Origin of the sequence: Psychrobacter sp., from assembly GCF_018260395.1 — a bacterium.
Lineage (GTDB): Bacteria > Pseudomonadota > Gammaproteobacteria > Pseudomonadales > Moraxellaceae > Psychrobacter.
The window spans coordinates 1-20,544 of record NZ_JAGLBC010000035.1; the positions used below are offsets into that span (position 1 = coordinate 1).

General features: G+C 38.0%; 16 protein-coding genes. 7 read left to right on the forward strand and 9 right to left on the reverse strand.

The window, feature by feature from the left end; genetic code table 11:
• Positions 1-138: 138 nt before the first annotated feature.
• From minE to QZ265_RS04480, 5 genes are all read right to left on the reverse strand, one after another.
• Positions 139-423 (reverse strand): cell division topological specificity factor MinE, encoded by a 285-nt coding sequence (gene minE / locus QZ265_RS04460; RefSeq protein ID WP_296403793.1) that lies wholly within the window; start codon positions 421-423, stop codon positions 139-141.
• Between the two features lie 2 nt (positions 424-425).
• Positions 426-1,238 carry a septum site-determining protein MinD gene (gene minD / locus QZ265_RS04465; protein WP_296403796.1) on the reverse strand — a complete coding sequence of 271 codons (813 nt, stop codon included), beginning with the start codon at positions 1,236-1,238 and terminating at the stop codon, positions 426-428.
• Positions 1,239-1,694: 456 nt separating this feature from the next.
• Positions 1,695-2,525, reverse strand: a complete 831-nt coding sequence (gene minC / locus QZ265_RS04470) for a septum site-determining protein MinC (protein ID WP_296403798.1) — start codon at positions 2,523-2,525, stop codon at positions 1,695-1,697.
• A 101-nt stretch (positions 2,526-2,626) separates the two neighbouring features.
• Positions 2,627-3,703, reverse strand: a complete 1,077-nt coding sequence (locus tag QZ265_RS04475; RefSeq protein ID WP_296403800.1) for a hypothetical protein — start codon at positions 3,701-3,703, stop codon at positions 2,627-2,629.
• Between the two features lie 92 nt (positions 3,704-3,795).
• Positions 3,796-4,755: an acyltransferase gene (locus QZ265_RS04480; RefSeq protein WP_296403802.1), complete on the reverse strand. Its 960-nt coding sequence runs from the start codon at positions 4,753-4,755 to the stop codon at positions 3,796-3,798.
• 822 nt (positions 4,756-5,577) lie between these two features.
• Between QZ265_RS04480 and QZ265_RS04485 the strand changes: the two genes are divergently transcribed.
• From QZ265_RS04485 to QZ265_RS04510, 6 genes are all read left to right on the forward strand, one after another.
• A complete protein-coding gene (locus QZ265_RS04485) occupies positions 5,578-6,234 on the forward strand; it encodes an OmpA family protein (protein ID WP_296403805.1) in 657 nt (218 codons plus the stop codon).
• Positions 6,235-6,607: 373 nt separating this feature from the next.
• On the forward strand, positions 6,608-8,062 hold the full coding sequence (locus tag QZ265_RS04490; protein WP_296403807.1) for an imelysin family protein: 1,455 nt from the start codon (positions 6,608-6,610) through the stop codon (positions 8,060-8,062).
• A 144-nt stretch (positions 8,063-8,206) separates the two neighbouring features.
• On the forward strand, positions 8,207-9,823 hold the full coding sequence (locus QZ265_RS04495) for a di-heme oxidoredictase family protein (protein ID WP_296403808.1): 1,617 nt from the start codon (positions 8,207-8,209) through the stop codon (positions 9,821-9,823).
• Positions 9,824-9,915: 92 nt separating this feature from the next.
• Positions 9,916-11,088 carry an imelysin family protein gene (locus QZ265_RS04500; protein WP_296403810.1) on the forward strand — a complete coding sequence of 391 codons (1,173 nt, stop codon included), beginning with the start codon at positions 9,916-9,918 and terminating at the stop codon, positions 11,086-11,088.
• A complete protein-coding gene (locus QZ265_RS04505; protein ID WP_296403812.1) occupies positions 11,088-12,551 on the forward strand; it encodes a DUF1513 domain-containing protein in 1,464 nt (487 codons plus the stop codon). Before QZ265_RS04500 ends, QZ265_RS04505 begins: the two co-directional genes overlap by 1 nt.
• Before the next feature lie 86 nt (positions 12,552-12,637).
• The gene (locus QZ265_RS04510; RefSeq protein WP_296403814.1) at positions 12,638-13,330 is read left to right on the forward strand and encodes a YgjP-like metallopeptidase domain-containing protein; all 693 of its coding nucleotides are present in this window, start codon (positions 12,638-12,640) and stop codon (positions 13,328-13,330) included.
• A 208-nt stretch (positions 13,331-13,538) separates the two neighbouring features.
• Here QZ265_RS04510 and QZ265_RS04515 read toward each other — a convergent pair whose 3' ends face one another.
• The gene (locus QZ265_RS04515; protein WP_296403817.1) at positions 13,539-14,447 is read right to left on the reverse strand and encodes a hydrogen peroxide-inducible genes activator; all 909 of its coding nucleotides are present in this window, start codon (positions 14,445-14,447) and stop codon (positions 13,539-13,541) included.
• 510 nt (positions 14,448-14,957) lie between these two features.
• Between QZ265_RS04515 and ahpC the strand changes: the two genes are divergently transcribed.
• Positions 14,958-15,521 (forward strand): alkyl hydroperoxide reductase subunit C, encoded by a 564-nt coding sequence (gene ahpC / locus QZ265_RS04520; protein ID WP_296403825.1) that lies wholly within the window; start codon positions 14,958-14,960, stop codon positions 15,519-15,521.
• Between the two features lie 159 nt (positions 15,522-15,680).
• Here ahpC and QZ265_RS04525 read toward each other — a convergent pair whose 3' ends face one another.
• The 3 genes from QZ265_RS04525 to thrS all read right to left on the reverse strand — a co-directional run bounded on the left by QZ265_RS04525 (position 15,681) and on the right by thrS (position 19,858).
• Positions 15,681-16,925 (reverse strand): toxic anion resistance protein, encoded by a 1,245-nt coding sequence (locus QZ265_RS04525; RefSeq protein ID WP_296403819.1) that lies wholly within the window; start codon positions 16,923-16,925, stop codon positions 15,681-15,683.
• 471 nt (positions 16,926-17,396) lie between these two features.
• A complete protein-coding gene (gene infC, locus QZ265_RS04530; RefSeq protein WP_296403821.1) occupies positions 17,397-17,900 on the reverse strand; it encodes a translation initiation factor IF-3 in 504 nt (167 codons plus the stop codon).
• Positions 17,901-17,923: 23 nt separating this feature from the next.
• Positions 17,924-19,858 carry a threonine--tRNA ligase gene (thrS, locus tag QZ265_RS04535; RefSeq protein ID WP_296403823.1) on the reverse strand — a complete coding sequence of 645 codons (1,935 nt, stop codon included), beginning with the start codon at positions 19,856-19,858 and terminating at the stop codon, positions 17,924-17,926.
• Between the last annotated feature and the right edge of the window lie 686 nt (positions 19,859-20,544).

The window sequence follows — 20,544 nt, forward strand, 5'->3', positions numbered from 1 at the left end:
AAAAAGACAATATTATGTCGCGTATTAAATAATGTTAGAGTAAGACAATTATATTTCTGAATGCATAAAAAAATCGCCATTTAGGCGATTTTTTATTGGTAAAGTACAGCTAAAGTATTGAAAATAAAGACTTAATAGTTATTTAACTTCAGGCAAATTAATGTTCATCTCTAACACATCAAGATTGTCTTCATGACGGTGATTGATGTTTACATCGTTGATCTGTACGCCATTTACATATTTATTCACCACTTCGAGAATTTCGCGTTTCATCTTCTCAATGCGGTCGGCAGTCAAACGAGAGTTCAAACGATTTTCACTAGCAACAATGACTTTCAATCGTTCAGTAGCTGTGTTGGCACTGCCAGAAGTCTTAGTGTCTGCACCAAACAAATTACTCCAAAATCCTTTTTTTCTAGTCATGTTTAACCCCCAAACCAGCGTTGTAATAAACCTTTCTTCTTAACATCAATATGACGTAACGGTCTTTCTTCACCTAAGAAGCGTGCGACGATATCATCATAGCACTGACCCGCTATTGAATCTTTATAATGAATTACAGGTTCACCATGGTTTGAAGCTTCAAGTACAGTATTACTCTCAGGCACTACGCCTAATAACGGTACTTTCAAAATATCATTAGAGATAGTATCAATATCCATCATTTCTTTAGCAGCAGCACGTTCAGGATTATAACGGTTAATAACCAAATGCTCCCTAACAGTACCAGTCCCTTCCTCTACTTTTTTAGTGCGACTTTGTAGCACACCAATGATGCGATCTGAGTCACGTACTGATGAGATTTCAGGATTGGTCACGATGATTGCTTCATCTGCATGATACATTGCAAGTTGAGCACCACGCTCAATACCTGCTGGCGAATCACAAATAATATAGTCAAATTGTTTCGACAACTCATCCATTACTTCAGCCACGCCTTCATCAGTAAGTGCATCTTTATCACGAGTCTGACTAGCTGGCAGAATGAATAAATTATCTACTTGCTTGTCTTTCACCAAAGCCTGTTGTAATCGGGCATTACCTAAGATTACGTCAACGAAATCGTAAACGATGCGGTTTTCGCAGCCCATTAGTAAATCAAGGTTACGTAGGCCAACGTCAAAGTCAATAACCACGGTTTTATAACCACGTAGAGCCAAACCTGAAGCAAATGAAGCACTGGTTGTAGTCTTTCCGACACCACCTTTACCTGAAGTAATTACAACGATCTTTGCCACTATGGCATACTCCTATAAATCTAAAAATAGACAAGTATTTAATTACCTATCGCTAAAATAAAATTGGTCACATCGCACGGTTAGATTATTGGCATTTTATATAACACATCCATATACAGCACAATGCAATCAAAGAAGTCAAATTATGTGTCATTAGATTATCACAGTTAACCTTTAAGTAATAGCATTGGCTTGATGATAAAGGCTTAAGCATCACTTTGTGTGTGAAATTAATATAGCTTTTTATTGCTAACTTCTTACTACCAATAGCAATTCAATCTGCTCAAGTTGACGTATATTTAGCTAAAAGGTAGCGAATCAAACCATACTGTTTGAATGTTAAGTTTACTGAACTTCTTTAATAACTAGTTAATTTAAATACTCAATAATTTATATAAGACTTTAAAGGACTAATAATAAGGATTAACAATTGGATTAACTATTTAGACTATAAAACTAGTTGCCGTTGATAATCTCAAATACTAATCCTTCACCTTCTACAAATCTGACTTGAACCGGCTTGTCAATCATATCAGCAGGAATGCTGTCATTTAAGCAATATGTACCTGCCACAGATACCAATGATGGATTAAAGCGCTGACAAAAAATACGTGCATCTTTATCCCCTGTTGCGCCTGCAACTAGACGACCTTGGGCTCGACCATAAACATGTAAGCTATTATCGGTTATCGCCTCTGAACCATTGTTAACACTATGAGTAATGACCAAATCACCGCCCACATGGTTAATGCTTTGGCCAGAGCGTAGCATCTGATCATAAAATAGCGTAGTCGAGGTTTCTGCAATATCAAAATTTGCACCAGTTTCAGAAGTAATGTTCGTTTCTGACTCAGGAGCCTGTATTTGATTGGCATTCTGAGTTTGACTAGTCGCTTCATTATTGGTTTCAGTGCTGGTATTAACTATGGCTTGAGCTGTTGAATTTATAGGACTGGCTTGCCTTTTGGCAGGTCTAACAAGTTCAATACGCTTGCCATCAGCAGGGAATATTGCCAATCTTAATGCCTTAGCCGCTTCATCAAGAATGCCAGTGACCACCCCGATAGGCTGTAACCCCCAAGACCAAAAAAGATCAATTAGGGCATTTAAGTCTTGCTCAACTTCACTGTCTATAATGACGGGGATTTGACTATTTTTATGGGTTAAGTTAGCAGCCAGATAGGCTTCAACTTCTGTAAGATCGGCTGTTTCTAGTTTTATCCGAGTGAAAGTCAGCATTTTGCCATACATCTTTAATGACGAAGTAACCTCATTAGGGGTGGTCATAAACTATCCTTAAAGAAAAATTGCAATATTTTTATTAGTTCTTGATGATAAGTTTGCGTTTTTATAAACGAATAAGATTTAATGATTATTATAATTATAGCCTATAGATGCAAGTACTCTTGATGTTTCCATTGTTGAACTTTGACTTGGTTTTCAAAAGCAGTCAATCCATCGTTTATTATATTGTTAACCAACAGATCCAATTCTGGATTCTCTAAATTAATGTTAGCTATGGTTTGTGCTACGTCATCTATAATGGCATCGGTTATATGGCTTTGAGTAAGATGCGAAAATAAGGTTTGAGTGATATTTTCACTGATATTTTGACTAACATTGTGTAGTTGACCTTCGATTAAATTTCCGGCGATAGGGATCATACGTAGATAGCGTCTTAATTCAGGTGTGTTGGTTAACGCTTGTTGCACCGCAACCCCCACTTGCACCGAAAGCTCGTGGGTGGCGGGAGCTTTTGCCAGTTGTCTTAATTGTGGTCCAAGCTCCTGCTTGAGGACAGAAGACAGCATAGTTTGAATTTGTGGTCTATTTTTAATCAATGTCTCATTAAGAAAGCGTTGATTGGCTTGCTCATCGGCAAACTGTTGACGTAAATTGTCAGTAGCGGTCAAAATAACTCGATCTGATAGCTCTTCAAATATCACATCATAATAAAACTTACCACGATTGATCCACTTTTGTGGCAATATTTGATAGCCGAGTTGATACAGTTTACGACCAATAAAAAAAGCACGTAACAAGCGCAATGCTCTAAACTGTGGAAAGCAGCCCAATACTTCATACCAATGGGCAAAAGGAAAGAAAAACCAACGTGAGTATTGTTTGCTAAATACCGCCAACATCCAACGAAAGGCCAGCTCGCTAATTAAAAAAATGGTGAAAAGGCCACCCAATACCCGCAAAGGGTGGTGAATGTTTTCCACATAGAACATCAATGGTTGAGTTAAATTTAGCCATTGCGCCACTTGCGCAATAAAATTACTCATCAATACTAAGTCGAGGCTAATAATACTTAAATCAATAACAATAACTACCAACATCACAATATCATAAATCAAAGCCAGTTGCGTAGCTTGCTTGCTTCTTAAAGGCGTATTTGGCGGTTTATGGCCTTGTTGACCATTACTAGGAGGCAACCCCGCAGGATTATTGATGTCAGTCATGCTTTTTCTACGCCTTTAAGTTGAGAGGTTTTCGACACTTATAAAACTTGAATTATAAACGGCTTAAACAATAGGAACTATAAAGACCTAGATTAAGTTTTGGGGTTGTTTTCAAAGTCAGCTTTCATACGTGTAATTTGTTCATCCTTATTTCTCCAAATTTCATCCAACCAAGCATACATGGTTTGTTTCATCGCCTCATCATTGTTATAGTCACCTTCTTCAATAGATGTGAATAACTCCTGAGGAATATCAATGCGCTGTACATGCACGCCTAAGCGTTTGACATTACCCTTCCAAAGATCCTTATAAGACGGGCTGCCATCTGGATAGACAAGAGTTAAGTCCAAGATACCATCAATTTGCGGCCCTAATGCTTGAATGGCTAAAGAAATACCACCAGCTTTAGGTTTGAGCAGGTTTTTGTAAGGTGATTTTTGAGCATCTCGTTTTTTAGGGGTAAAGCGTGTGCCTTCCAAGTAGTTCAATAATGCAAAAGGCTTGTCCTTTAAGAGTTCACAAGCACGTTTTGCTTCTAATATATCGCGATTTTTTAATTCTGGATTTTTAGCAATTTTCTCTTTGCTAATTCGCTTCATCATAGGGAAGTCTAAAAAATAGAAAGCTTGACCAATAAATGGTATGTAAATCAGATTGTATTTAGTAAAAAAGCGGGTGAGAGGAAGTCGACCCTCACTAATATACTGCACAATACTGGTATCGACCCATGATAAGTGGTTACTAATTAATAGGTATTGCTTGTCTTCATCAAGGTCACTAGGCAGGTCAATACGCCAATCTCTTTTAGGCAATACGCTATCAATCAATAGATTATTGATATGAATCCAGTGTTTGGCAATTTTAATAACAGTTTTGTCCGCAACACTTGAACCGATAGCAACTTTGGTGGCACCCATTAACCATAGGGGTGGTCCTAAGGTTAGCGTATTTGTCCCAATAACACCGAGGGCAGTGGCAAAAGAGGCGACCTTTCCAACACCAGGTGCCTTGGTATGTAAATTTTGATATATATTTTTTATTTTATTTTTCATATAAAAGACCATGTTGGTTATTCAAAAAAACATTATAGAGCTATTTTATAATTTCAAATTAAAAATAGCTTAATAAGCATATAATATGTCAATTTTAAGCGATTTAAATGTTAACCAGTTAAACAGTTAATAAATAGTTGAGTGCTAAAACTAGGTATCAAGTTAAGCTACAATAAACAGCCTAAGTTACTAAACAGCCTAAGTTACTAAACAGCCTAAGTTACTATAAAAAGCAGTTGTTGATAAGGATGCAGTATACAATTGTAAACCAAGAATTAGCATCATAACAATGACCTTTGACAATATACAATGAATTAATGGTCAAATCATGACAAAGCCTAAATCATAAATATTGATAAAGCCTAAACAATAGTAATGGCAAAAGTTATTGTTAAGGGTTAGCTACAGTAAAATGCTTTGAGATTAAGTAGAGAAATATGCTAAAGGTAAGCGTTATATAATGAATACATGCCATACAGCAAAACCACAAATTATTACATAATCATTGATTAAAGACGGCATAATTATTTATGAAACATTTGCTAACTTTATTAAGTCATTATTTCTACTTTAATAATTGTTATACACTTATTTAACCAATTATAAAACCTATTCATAACGCTATATATAAGTCAGTTATTTTAGATTTTATTTTTGGTAAACACTTAAAATTTTGATTAAGCTTGTTGAATTGGTGTATAGGTCTAGCTTGACTCGCTAGATTATGTTTTACTAGGTTCAGTTTAAGCAGAAAAATTATTTAAGTTTAAGCAAATAAACTATGCAAATTAAACATCTCTTTGTCTAAATTAAGGAATAATTATGAAAAATAAATTAATCATTGCAGCAATGACATCTTCTCTAGCTTTAGCGGGCTGTGCAACTGATCCTTCTACGGGTCAGCAAACTATTAACAAAGGTATTTTAGGTGCATTAGGCGGCGCAGCAGCAGGAGCGGGTATTTCAAAGGTAACTGGTGGCGATCATACAGGTCGTGATGCGGCTATTGGTGCTGCTTTGGGCGGTGCTGTTGGTCTATATATGGAAAATCAAGAAAAGCAATTAAAGCAGCAAATGCAAGGTACTGGCGTTGAAGTAAATCGCAATCCTACCACTGGTGATATTGACTTAGTAATGCCTGGTAACATTACCTTTGCGCATGATGACACTACTATTAATCCATCATTCTACAATACCTTGGATAAACTTGCGTCCACCATGGCTCAATATGATCAAACATCTGTAACTGTTATGGGTCATACCGATAGTACTGGTACTCCCTCTTATAACCAAGGTCTATCAGAACGTCGTGCTCAGTCAGTTGCGGGCTATTTGGTAAATCGTGGCGTGTCAAATAATCGTATTCGTACTATGGGTTATGGTCAAAGTCAGCCTGTCGATAACAATGCTACTGAACAAGGCCGTGCTAATAACCGCCGCGTTGAAATTAAAATTAATGCTCCTCAGAGTGTAAGATAAGATTGGTTAACTGATAATTAAAGTCAAAAACAGTTATTAATAAGTAAATTAAGCCAGCGTAAGCTGGCTTTTTTTTGCTTAAAAATTCGCTATTGACTCATTTTTTGATTTCATTATTGCATCTAATTAATAATAGTATTGATAATTATTATCATTAACATTATACTTAGCTTTAACTTACAGATATTTATCTAATTATCTATCAAATGTAATTGGCCAAAAAGATCATGGTCTGTAATTAACATTAGATTAATTAGTGATTAGCCCAAGGGTTTACTAAGTTAAATGCAAATTAGCCTAAATAGCTAATTGATTGAATTAGTAACTTTCATGTATCCACATTCACTCTAATATAAGACTTTGAGAATACCTTATGGCTTTAGTAACGAATCGCATTTTAATGAAACCAAAACTAAATCTTGTCTTGATGTCAGGACTAATAGCAACTTTAGCTCTATCGGGATGTTCTAAAGATAAAGAGGATGTGTCTCAAAGTAGTAAAGAAATAACCAATGACAATAAAACACAAAACCAAGCTACAGGGGTAGCGAGTGATGAAGTTTCAGTCAATAAACTGCTGACAAATTACGCTGATATGGCGCAAGCTGCTTATGAGGATTCATTAGCTGAGGCTAAAAAACTACAAAAAGCGATTGATACTTTTGTAGCAAATCCTACAGAAGCAAACTTAGATTCAGCTCGAGCAGCTTATAAAGCCGCGCGCCAGCCTTACTCTCAGACTGAGATTTTCCGTTTTGATGAAGGATTTGTAACGGCAAACGACAAACGAGCGTTAGGCAGTGTTGATGGCTGGGAAGGACAAGTAAATGCTTGGCCACTCGATGAAGCTTTGATTGATTATGTTTCTGAAGGGTATGCTGGTGAGTACAATAGCAAAGACAATATTATTAATTCTGACAGTATTAGTGTAGGTAGTTCGAAGCAAGATACTAAGACTATTACCCCTGAGCTATTGGCACAAATGAACGAAATTGGTGGTAGTGAGGCCAATGTCACTACTGGATATCATGCTATTGAGTTTTTATTATGGGGTCAAGATACCAATGGTACTGCCGAAGGTGCTGGTAATCGCCCTGTTACCGACTATATAACAAATGCACAATGTACCAGTGGCAAAGCCAATACGGTTGATGCTTCAGTTTGCGCAAAACGTGGTGAATATCTGAAAGCTGCCACTCAGCTATTGGTTAATGACTTGACTGCTATGGTAGCCCAGTGGCAACCTAATTCTGAACATACATTGCGTAGTGATCTGATGGCTCGTAGCTCAGACAATGCAGTACGTCAATTGTTCTATCAAATGGGCAGTTTGGCTTTAGGTGAGCTGGCTTCAGAACGTATGCAAGTTGCGTTCGTTACCGGATCAACCGAGGATGAGCATGAGTGTTTTAGTGATTTGACTCATTTGAGCTATGCCAATAATGCCCGTGGTATCCAGAATATATTCGATGGTCAATATAAGACCGTTGCAGGCACGACGATTGGCAACTACGGCATCAAACAGTACCTAGTGGATGCAGGTCAAAAAGAAGCTGCTGACAAATTACAGACTCAGTTTGATAAAGTAGAAAACAGTTTCGATACCCTCGTTCAACAGGGTGAACAAAATGGCATAAAAGTAGATCAAATGATTGCTACTGTAGGTCAAGCTAGTAAGCATGGTATTTCTATTAAAGAACAAAATAAACGTCGCGCATGGGTCGAGTCTGCGATTACTGATCTCAAATCTTTGACCGATGCCATTGAATATGCAGCGAAAAGTGTGGGTATTGAAAATCTAGATGCAGATGCCGGTTCACAATTTTAGTTATGTATTACGGTTTATTTAAATTTCATACTGACTTTTAATTTTTAAATACATACTGACTATGACTACAGACAAGTTATTGTATTGATAGTCACGCTTTTGTTTGCATCAAGTTCTCTTTAAATACCACTTAAGTCAATGCTTATGTCATTACCCATCAATAAAAAATTATTATCAATCAAAAAAAACATAACGCTTAGCCTGTTATCTACATTGTCAGTCGTGATATGTACACTGACAGTCGTAATATTAAGTGGCTGTCAGCAACCAACAGAAACTGCTAATGAGGGTCAAGACAGTACTGCAAGAATTAAGATGAAAGAAAAGCTAGCAGGCATACCCTATCAGCAGTTGGTTACTTTTGATCCTCAAGAGATAAAACAAGGGGGTGATACGGGCATCTCAATTGCCTCAAGTGAAAGTTATTCTAAGCCATCTTCTAATATACCCGCTTCTCGAAAAGGTAATTTCTTTATCGGGAATGCTTTTTTTAAACAGCCTTGGGTAGTGGCACCCTCTAGTACTGATAACCGAGATGGATTAGGTGCTCTATTTAATGTAGCGGCTTGTCAATCTTGTCATATCAAAGATGGTCGTGGACATGCGCCATTACATGCTGATGATAATGCCGATAGCCTGCTTATACGTTTGGCAATGCCAGCTACTACCGAGCAGCAACGTTTGGCGTTAAAGAATTCTGATATTGAAAAAGTATCGCACTCTGTCTATGGCGGTCAATTACAAGATAGAGGCATACAAGGAGTACCTGCTGAAGCCAAAGTGGCAGTAACTTGGACGCAAGTGCCGGTCACTTTTGAAGACGGCCATGTGGTGACCTTACGTCGGCCCAACTTCCAGTTAAAAAATCCAGGCTATGGGTCATTTGATGCCGATCTAATGATATCACCTCGTGTGGCACTGCCGATGATCGGACTGGGTCTATTAGAGCACATTCCCGCACAAGCAATTCAGGGTCAAGCAGATCCCAACGATGTGGATAATGACAGTATTAGTGGCAAATATAACTGGGTGTTAGACCCACAAACAGGTAAAAAATCCTTAGGTAAATTCGGCTGGAAAGCAGGTCAAACTCGTCTTATAACCCAAAACATGAGCGCATTTAATGAGGACATGGGGCTAACTTCTCGTATTCGGCCTATAGAGTCTTGTACCAAAAACCAATCTCATTGTTTAAAGGCACAAACAGGAGCAGACGACCAAGGCGATGGTAAGCCACCGGTTGAAGTGAGTGATGAAGTGGCTAGGTTTGTTGAGTTTTATACCCAAAACTTAGCCGTTCCTGACCGCCGTAATGCCAATGATAAAATAGTACTGGCAGGCAAGAAGCGCTTTTATGATATGGGTTGCCAAAGCTGCCACACCCCGCGCTATCAGTTACCAAAAGGTAAGGGGGATAATTTAGAACAACACGGCCAAATAATTTATCCTTATACTGATTTACTATTGCACGATATGGGAGATGATTTAGCCGATAGAACCATTGCTGGCAAGTTACCTGCTAGAGACGCTCAAGTAGAATTTTTGGCCACGTCATATGAATGGCGCACACCTGCATTATGGGGCATTGGTTTGGCACAAACGGTCGATTCGCAAGCTACTTTCTTACATGATGGTCGTGCACGTACTCCAATGGAAGCAGTACTTTGGCATGGCGGAGAGGCACAGACACACAAACAACAAGTATTAAAGTTAGACAAAAAAGGGCGTGAGGAGTTACAGGCATTTTTAGACTCTTTGTAATATAGTCTGGCAACATTATTCAACTTAGTTAACTTAAAGTTAGTCAATTAAAAACCTTAAATAAGGCCCGCTACCCAAATAATGAGATAGGTATGAAAAAATATCAACTTACTGCCATGGTACTTTCTGCGTTAAGTGCCGGCGTTCTTATCAGCTGTACCAAGCCAAATGATGACACCCACACAGCTGCGGACAATCAATCAGACAATCAATCAGACAATCAAGCAGCAGACAATCATCAAGTTAAAGCAAAACAAAATCCCACCCAGTCAGCCAATAATACTAAGCCTATTACGGCCATTGAAATTGACCCTAAAACGGCTGACAACTATTTGACTCAAGTGGTCAACAATCAAATTTTGCCGGCTTATCAGAATGTGGTTAAACAAAGTAATGCACTAAATACCTTGGCTACTCAAAGCTGTCAGAAAAACGCCACGGTTAGCCCAGAGGACTTAGCGGCACTGCGTAAACAGTGGCTTAAGTTAGCAACAGCATGGGCTCAGGCGGAAGTGGTAGGTTTTGGTCCGGCAATGAGTAGTATGAGTAATCTGTATATCAATTATTATCCGGATGAGCGTGGCTTAGTTCATAAAGGCGTAATTGATTTGATTCAATCCAATCCTAAGCTGACTGCAGAGCAATTATCGTCTGAAAGCGCCATTGTTCAAGGAATTCCTGGTTTGGAAGAGGTTCTTTATGCCAATGACAGTTTATCTAGCGAGCAGTGTCAATATGTAATGAGCGCTAGCCAAGCCTTAACGCAGCGCCTAGAGGATGTGCTCAAAACTTGGCAAGCGTCCCCTGAAACGCTATTAGGCTTTGGTGAGGAAGAAAATAAAACGGGAATAAATCGCTGGATTAACTCATTACTTGCCTTAGTAGAAACTACTAAGAGCACTTCTTTAGACCAACCATTGGGTATTACTGGTCATAAAAAAGGTCATCTACCAGCTGTTGCTGCTGAAAAGAGTCGTGACATTATTACTGCGAAAGTGGCAGCATTAAATAAAGCGCTTACTGATCCTCAACTTGTGGCAATATTATCTGAAAGCGGCAATAATATTTTGGCAGATGAGATGTCCACTTTGTTATCAGAGACTTCAACTCTATTGTCGCAGTTGCCAGAAGATTTGGCTCAGGCAACGCCAGAACAACAAAAACAACTTTATGAAAAATTAACCCAGCTTACTCAAGTTATCAAACGCAAATTGATGCCTACCTTAGGGGTACAGGTGGGCTTTAATAGTACGGATGGTGATTAATGTCTAGCAAATCGGCTTTATCAGACAGTCTTAAAACTCTAGGGCTAAGTGCTTTAGGAACGGCGGCATTGGTAGGGGCGCATCATCTAGGCCGTAAACAATATGATGCCAATGCACAGTTATCTGATTATGGTCACGGCTTCACTCAAGCGTTGGCATGTGTTATTAGTAGGGCACGTTTTATTACTAAAGCACGTGTTATTACTAGATTGAATCCTAAAGATACTACTATAGCTGATGGTCACAAAAGCGTCAAAAATCATATAAGCGCCAATCGTCATATAACTGCTGAGAGTGATATAACTACTGATAGTCATAAAATCAATTCTGAATTATCAGAAATCAGTTGGGTTAGTGGGGCCGCAGACCTAAATAGCAATGAGTTTGCTGTTGTAGGCATAGATGCGAAGCGTGAGATTCAGTGGCAGACACCATTGCCAGAGCGGGTGCATGATATCTTGATCCAACCTAAATGTATTACTCATGGCAAAGACAAAATCCACAATGCCAATATTCATGTGGCAGTCATGGGACGCCGTCCTAGCGAGTGGTTTTGGGTTTTAGAAGCACATAGTGGTAAATTGTTATATAGCGTCAAATCAGAACCCAACCGACATTTTTATGGTCATGCCTGCTATAGCTTACAAGGGGACTTATTATACGTGACCGAAAATAATACCTCAGATTTAAGCGGCATTATTGGCATTTACGAAGTGGTTTCTGGCTATAAAAAGATAGGTGAGTTTGCCACTCAAGGCATTGGTCCTCATGAAATTGTGATGCACCCGGATGGTGAGACACTTATTGTAGCCAATGGAGGTATCAAGACTGAAAGAGCTTCTCGTGAAGAATTGAATATCGAGAGTATGCAGCCGTCATTGGTTTATTTAAACTGCCAAGATGGTAGCGTCATTCAACAGGTTTATCCCGAGCACAACCAAATGAGTGTACGTCACTTGGCAATACACAAAGATGGCACAGTCATTATTGGTATTCAATTTCAGGGCGAGCGACATTTGAGTGTGCCGATGGTGTTGATACACCGTTTGGGTGACACCGATTTTACACCATTGACAATGACCAATTCGAATGGCCATAATTGGTTACGCTTTCACCATTATATTGCTAGTGTTAGTGTAAACTCTGATCACAGTTTAGTATGTGCAACTAGTCCCATTGGTGGTTGTACGGCTGTATTCGATTTGAAGACAGGTAAGCTTATCGACATTGTAGAAATATCTGACTGTGCAGGTGTGGCAGCTTATCCCAACTCGATGTCTAAGCCTGACTTAGGACTTGGTGACTGTACTGTTGAAAGCGCTTCGTTTTTAGTCAGTGATGGTCAAGGCGCTTTGACCCAAATTACCCTGAATAGCTTTGAGAATGTAATTTCTGTTAAGGTTGATAAAGTACAACTTCCTTATGCCTTTGATAATCATCTTAACCTAATAGAAGCCAGTTAAAGACTAAGCCAGTTAGAGACTAAGCTAAGCAATGTTGCGATTGAGCCAGCTTTATAAAAACCCAATTACTGAGTTTACATAAGATAATGTCAAAAAGAGCCATATCACATAATAGGAGTCAGGCTGCCAGCGATAAGCAGTTATATACTGAAATCCACTCCATTCTTAATGAGTCGCAAATAAAGCTGATTATCACTCGTAAGCGGGTTAAAAATATTAATTTTCGCCTAAAACCGAATCAACTTTTAGTCTCAGCGCCAAATTATATCAGTGATGAAGACTTGATTGTTGTACTTAGTAAACGCTTAAATTGGGTCATTGATCAGCATGCCACGATATTAAAGCGCTTAAAATATCAGGGGCAAACCTCTGACGCTGATTTAAATAGCCCACAGCCTGTTAAGCTTTGGGGAGAGTCCCAAGGGTTAATAATGGATGATGAGCAACGGATTGCGTATTACCGCAATCAACTACAAAATGTGATGCCTGAGTTGTTTCAAAAATGGCAACCCATTGTGGGTAAAATTGCCAAACAAACACGAATAAAAAAGATGAGCACTCGATGGGGTAGTTGTAACATCAGAGCCAGACGAGTGTGGTTATCCGTATACTTGCCGGCCTATCCACTACAGTGTACAGAGTATGTTATTGTCCATGAACTATGTCACTTGCATCAAGCCAATCATAGCCCTGCTTTTTGGTACGAAGTGAAACGATCAATGCCAGACTATAAACAGTGGCATGACATGCTTGCTGGCAAGTCAGGCGTAGTCGATTGACATTACTGTTTTATCCATCCTTATTGTCAATATTTAAAATATCAGTACTTATAATATTAATATTTATCAATACTTAAAATATCATTATTAGCTAGACGTCATCAGCAATCTTTAATGCTACTCCAATTAACGAATAATCGTTTAATCATAGAGAAGCTTATTGATAAGTTATCTAGCCTCATGATAACAACGTTTCAATTGTATACAGTTAAGATGCAGCGGCATCGGCTTCTAACGACGTTTTAAATAATTGACCTAGTAAATTAATATCATCAACACGGGCGTAATTGAGTCGAGTAACAAAAGCAATGCGGCGATGTGGGCCTTTTTCTGTCAGCGGAATTGTAGCAACCACGTTATTTTGACGATGCACTTGATCCAATGCCATTTCTGGAATCAAAGTAGTGCCCATACCAGCTAATGCCATTTGAATTAAAGTATTCAAACTGGCATCTGAGAAGTTCGATTTAAAGTCATCACGGTCAAAAGAGCAAACACTTAAGGCATGGTCTGTTAGACAATGACCCTCACCGAGTAGCATCAAATTTGCATCATTAAGCTGGTCTGATGAAATCGTTTTCAAGGTTGATAAAGTATTGTCACTTGGGAAAATAGCAAAGAAATCTTCGTGCCAAAACTCAAAAATATGGAGACCATCCACTGCGTAAGGTAGGGCAATAATTGCGGTATCAATATGACCATAGCGAACTTGTTCTAATAAACGTTCAGTTTGCTGCTCAACCACGGTCATGCGGAAGTTGGGATAATTGGCTTTTAAGCTAGGTAATACCTTAGGCAGTAAATAAGGTGCGATAGTCGGTATCATTCCTACGGTCATAGGATAGGCCAATGGCGTCTGATGGCTCTGAGCTCGAGTGGTTAAATCATTAATCTCTGAAAAGACACGCTGAGCGCGTACCAAGATTTCCTCTCCAATAGGCGTAATCAAAACTTGCTTATTATTGCGCTCGAAAATCTGGGTATCCAGTTGTTTTTCCAATTCAGCAATGCCTAGACTTAAAGCAGATTGAGAAATATTACATTCTTCTGCCGCTCTTTTAAAATGGCGGTGTTTAGCCACGGCCAATGCAAATTCTAATTGTCTTAAAGTAATCATGTAAAATCTCTAGTGGGGCAGCATTTTTATGTTATTAAAAAATAATAAGAGTATAAATAATAACAGGTTATAAATAGTAAGGTCTATGATTTATTAAACAAAACATCAAGTTATAATCTTTTAATTAGATTAAAGATGAGTCTTAGTTATAATAGGTCCTGAAGTTAGCAAAAAGCGAAGCTTAAGTATTATAGTTAGACACTTAAATAGTTAGTAAATTTAACCTTTTTAATTGAAATTAGTTTTTTATGATTGGTCATATATGGTTAGATGTATAGTGAGTTGTTAACATTTAAAAGTTAGTTTCTTTTAATTTTAACAATATCTCATTAATACTATTTATCCTATTAATCTACGTCATAGAAATGTAACAGCGCTGTGATAGCTTAAGCTTCGAAGAGATCAAGAAGTTTAAAAACTATAAAAATATATAGTTAACGCAATTTTTAATATAAAACTTTAATCTTAAGAGTTTTATGTAAACCCACAAAAATAAGGAGCCAAGACATGGTGTCAATTATCAATCAAGAAATCCCTGAGTTCAAAGCTGAAGCATTTGTAAATGGTGAATTTAAAACGATCACTTCTGATGATGTTAAAGGCAAGTGGGCTATCTTCATGTTCTATCCAGCAGACTTTACTTTCGTTTGCCCAACAGAACTAGAAGACATGGCTGCTCAATACGAAGAACTTCAAGGTTTAGGTGTAGAAGTATACTCAGTATCTACTGACACTCACTTCACTCACAAAGCATGGCACGATTCTTCAGAAGCCATTGGTAAAGTAAAATTCCCAATGATCGGTGACCCAACTGGTCGTATCACACGTGGCTTTAATGTAATGATCGAAGAAGATGGTCTAGCTGAGCGTGGTACATTCTTAGTAGATCCAGACGGTAAAATTCAAGTTGCTGAAATCCATGCAGGCGGTATCGGCCGTAGTGCTAAAGATATGGTACGTAAAACTAAAGCGGCTCAATACGTTCGTGAAAACGACGGCGAGGTATGTCCAGCAGCTTGGGAACAAGGTCAAGCTACGCTTAAGCCAAGCCTAGATCTAGTAGGTAAAATCTAATTAACGCTTAGCTTAGCTATCGAAACTTATATAAATTTAAGTAGATCGTTAATTTAGAAGTACAATCAAAAACCCCGCTATATCTCAATTTAGCGGGGTTTTTTTACGATTAATATTATATGCTTTGATTAATAAACTGTAATAGCTAAAAATATAAACTTATAAATCAATATCAACCGTATTAGAGTTATTGGCGATTTTCTTAGTATCTAGCTCTTTTGTTACCTCAAGTACCGTAGTTTGGTTGGCCTTATCAAGATACTTTTGAGCTTTATCAACCTCAGTAGTTAGGGTATCAACCGTTTGCTTCATATTATCAAGTGCTTTTACTTTATAGTCGCTAATCATGTCCATAGTCTCATAGATATTATTAAAGGCGCTTTGTAACTTATCAAGTTCAATAGTACTATTGCTAGCCTGTTCATGAATTTCAGTTGATTGACGTTTCATCATCGCAGAGGTAGATTCGATCAAGCTACTGGTGGTTTTATTAAGCGCACTGATTTGATCTAAGACTAATTTTTGATTGGTCATTGCTTGAGCCACAATTACAGCAGTACGTAATGCTGAAACTGTAGTGGTAGTAGCGCGGTCCACACCTTTAATAAGTTCTAAATTGTTTTTGCGAATAGTATCTAATGCTAAATAGCCTTGCACGTTAACAGCCAACTGGGTCAAAAAGTCAGTATTCTTTTGACGCACATAAAACAGCATTTCTTCTTTAATAATGCGCGCTTTTTCTGGGTCAGTGGCTTCAATCTCGTAGATTTTCTTCTCTAACTGCTCATCAATTTTCTTACCCACATACACGTATTGACGAATAGATTGCATTAAATTCCACATGTTGACTTTTTCTTGCTCAATCATAGCATTGTCTTTTAGTAGCTCATCTTTACCGTTATAAAGACTGGTAACTACCGCATTAATGTGCGATTGTGCCGATTCGTATTGACGGAAGTAGTCTTGTACTTTGTTGCCCATAGGGATAAGACCAAACAATTTACGAGAGCTAGTTAATTCTTTTTTGCTAGGATCTAAATCTTCTACAATACCGCGTAATTCAGTTAAAGATTTGGCAATAGGGGAGTTATCAAACAAACCTTTGTTTAGGCTCTTAGCAGGCAAATCAAGCATGCGATTTGATACTTGTGCAGATTCACGTATTTCTTGATTGCCCAAGTTGTGAATAGACTGTACATTTTGTTTGAATTCAGTACTTTGCACTGGATTGGTCAAAACGTGATTAACAAAAGCATCAACTTTGGCATCAAGCTCCGGGATTTGATTAGGGTCAAGCTTAACAATTTGACCCGCTTCACTGGTCGGGACTTCTTTTACCGGCTCAGGTGGGGTTAAAGTAATAGTATGGTTAGAGGCAGTTTCTGGTGGGGTTAATTCTTGCATTTAATTTTCCTTATTTTTTTTAGTAAAAAATTAATAAAAAAGATGAACACTCATCTTTATGATATTACTTCATTGGTTTTTATCTTCTAAGCGAATTATATTGTAGACAATGAGCTATGTGTTGAATACTACAAGAAACTTTATGACGATAATATTGAATAAAAGTAAATGAACCTAAACAAGTGCTATGGCTATAATATAAATTACCTATCACGCCTATGGTTTGCCAACTAATGAGTTAAACAATAACTTAATTACTATCCAAACCATTAAGCGCAAACCATTAAGCCAAAAAAACCGTCAATCTGCTGTGGCAAATTGACGGTAGTGTCTTGAAACTGTTATTAAGTACTGTCTTTTAATAAGTACTGTCTGTAATTAAGTACAACTTGTAATTAACTACTATGTTAGAACCAGTATAGACTAAGGATTTAATAAAATATACTAAGTCAAAATCAGGTTCCAAACAGGTTACTTCTTACGGGTTGGGCCAAGTAGCATGCCCATCTGACGGCCTTCCATTTTAGGAGGTTGCTCGACATTTGATAGCTCAGCAGTATCTTCAATGATACGCTCAAGCTGTAGACGACCAAGATCAGTATGAGCCATTTCACGACCACGAAAACGGATGGTAACTTTTACCTTATCCTGATCTTCTAAGAAACTGACAATTTTACGCAGCTTAACCTGGTAATCAGCTTCATCAGTGCTCGGACGCAGTTTCATCTCTTTAAGCTGAGTTTGTTTTTGGTTCTTTTTGGCCTCTTTTGCCTTTTGCTTTTGGTCATACAAGTAACGCTTGTAGTCCATAATCTTACAAACAGGCGGTTTAGCATCTGGTACCAATTCAACCAAATCTAGATTGTCATCACGAGCGGCTTGACGGGCAGTTTCAATATCGACAACGCCCATTTGTTCGCCGTCTTCTTTAACCAGACGTACTTCTTTTTGCTGGATCTCTTCGTTGATGTTCAAACGGTTTGACTGTTTAATAGGTATTACTCCTCATCAGTTTTAGGTTGTAGTCGACCTTTTTGGCCGACAGCTTTCTGTACTAATTCTATAAAGTCAGACACAGACATAACGCCTAGGTTCTCGCCTTCACGAGTACGCACGTTCACTTGTCCCGACTCAACTTCTTTATCCCCCAATACTAGCATATAGGGAATACGTTCTAGTGTTCTTTCTCGTATCTTAAATCCAATTTTTTCATTACGCAAGTCAGTAATAGCACGTAAGCCTGCATTTTGAAGATCACTCAACACATTATCACAAGCATCGGCTTGTTTATCAGTAATGTTCATGACGACCACTTGTTGCGGAGCAAGCCATACTGGCATCCAACCAGCATAGTGTTCAATCAACATGCCTAGGAAACGCTCAAACGAACCTAAAATAGCGCGATGTAACATAATTGGTGTTTCACGCTCGTTATTTTCATTGACAAATTCTGCATCCAAGCGCTCAGGCATATTTGGATCTACCTGAATGGTACCACACTGCCATACACGACCTAAGCTATCTTTTAAGCTGAATTCGATTTTTGGGCCATAAAAGGCACCTTCGCCTGGTAGGTATTCCCACTTCAAACCCGAACTATCCAAGGCTTCAGCCAAAGCTTTTTCTGCAATATCCCAAGATTCATCAGTACCTACACGTTTCTCAGGACGGGTAGACAATTTCATCTCAATATTATCAAAGCCAAAATCTTTATAGACATCAAGTGTAAGCTTAATGAAGTTTGCCACTTCTTCTTGAATTTGTGCTTGGGTACAAAAGATATGAGCATCATCTTGAGTAAAACCGCGCACTCGCATCAAGCCATGTAGAGACCCTGAAGGTTCATTACGATGACAAGAGCCGAACTCTGCCAAACGCAGTGGCAAGTCACGATAAGACTTTAAGCCTTGATTAAAGACTTGCACATGACAAGGACAATTCATCGGCTTTACCGCATAATCACGGCTTTCACTTGAAGTGGTAAACATATTAGTTGCATAGTTACCCCAATGACCTGACTTCTCCCACAAGCTTCTATCAACAATTTGCGGGGTCTTAATCTCATGGTAGCCGTTGTCCTTTTGTACTTTACGCATATATTGCTCAAGTACTTGATAAATTGTCCAACCATTTGGATGCCAGAATACCATACCAGGCGATTGCTCTTGCATATGGAACAGGTCTAGCGCCTTACCAATTTTGCGATGGTCACGCTTTTCAGCTTCTTCAATACGTGTAATATAGGCCTGTAAATCTTTTTTGTCAGCCCAAGCAGTGCCATAAATGCGCTGAAGTTGTTCGTTTTTGGCATCGCCACGCCAATAAGCACCACTCATTTTGGTAAGTTTAAATACTTTTAAAAAGCGAGTATTTGGCACATGCGGACCACGGCACATATCGACATATTCTTGATGAAAATATAAGCCAAATTCTTTTTCTTCAGGCATATCATTAATGAGCTTAAGCTTATAATCTTCGCCTCGCTCTTTAAAGATCTTGATAGCCTCATCACGTGGCGTCATTTTTTTGATTACATCATAGTTTTGTTTAATCAATTCAGCCATGCGTTTTTCAATAGCTGACATATCGTCTGGTGTAAATGGTGTTTCACTAAAGATATCGTAGTAAAAACCTTCTTCGATTACTGGACCTATAACCATTTTGACATTTGGATATAACTGTTTAACCGCATGACCCAATAAGTGAGCACAAGAATGACGGATAATGTCCACGCCGTCATCTTCTTTAGCGGTTACAATTTCAACCTTGGCATCATGGGTGATCGGATCACTTGCATCGACAAGTCTACCATCTACACGTCCTGCAACGGTCGCTTTAGCAAGGCCTGGGCCAATACTTTCGGCCACTTGCATTACTGTTGTCGAACCGTCGAACTCTTTTACACTGCCATCAGGTAAAGTAACTGCAACCATAATCTAAAATCCAAATAATCTAAAACACAAACAAAGAAATTATCATAATATAATTGTGATGATAATAATTAATACAACCTTTGTATAAATTCTAACAGAAAAAACCGACTAAAAAGTCGGTATACACAGTCATTTCATCTATTATAAAGGATTTTGCATCTAAAGCCCCATAGAATATTAATGACAATATCAATTACCGATAGTTATTTTATATATTTAATACCTATAGAAGTAATAGAAGTAAAGTTAGAATAGAAGTAAAGGTTATTAAAGTTCTTCCACCAATGCCACATCCGAAAATATGGAATATATAGGCAAAGGAGGGTAAGTTAAAGCATTTATAAAACTATCTCTTATATTGGGTTGACAGTATTATAGAAATCTATATACTACACCACCTGTCAAAGAAGTGAGATTGTATAAGGCTTATATTAAGACAGTTATTAAAAACAGTATTAACTTAACTACTAGATTGTTTTAAATCAACTGACTAATATTCTTTGTTAAATAAACAAAAACAATTGCTTGACACAGATTACAAACGGCGTATAATACGCTCCTTATCGAGACAAGCTAAGCTAAAACGTTACGTTTTTAACTTAGTTAAACCATGAAGAATTGGTTGAAACGATAAAAATAAACAAAATTAAATGTTGACAACGATAAGTAAATATATATAATAGTCA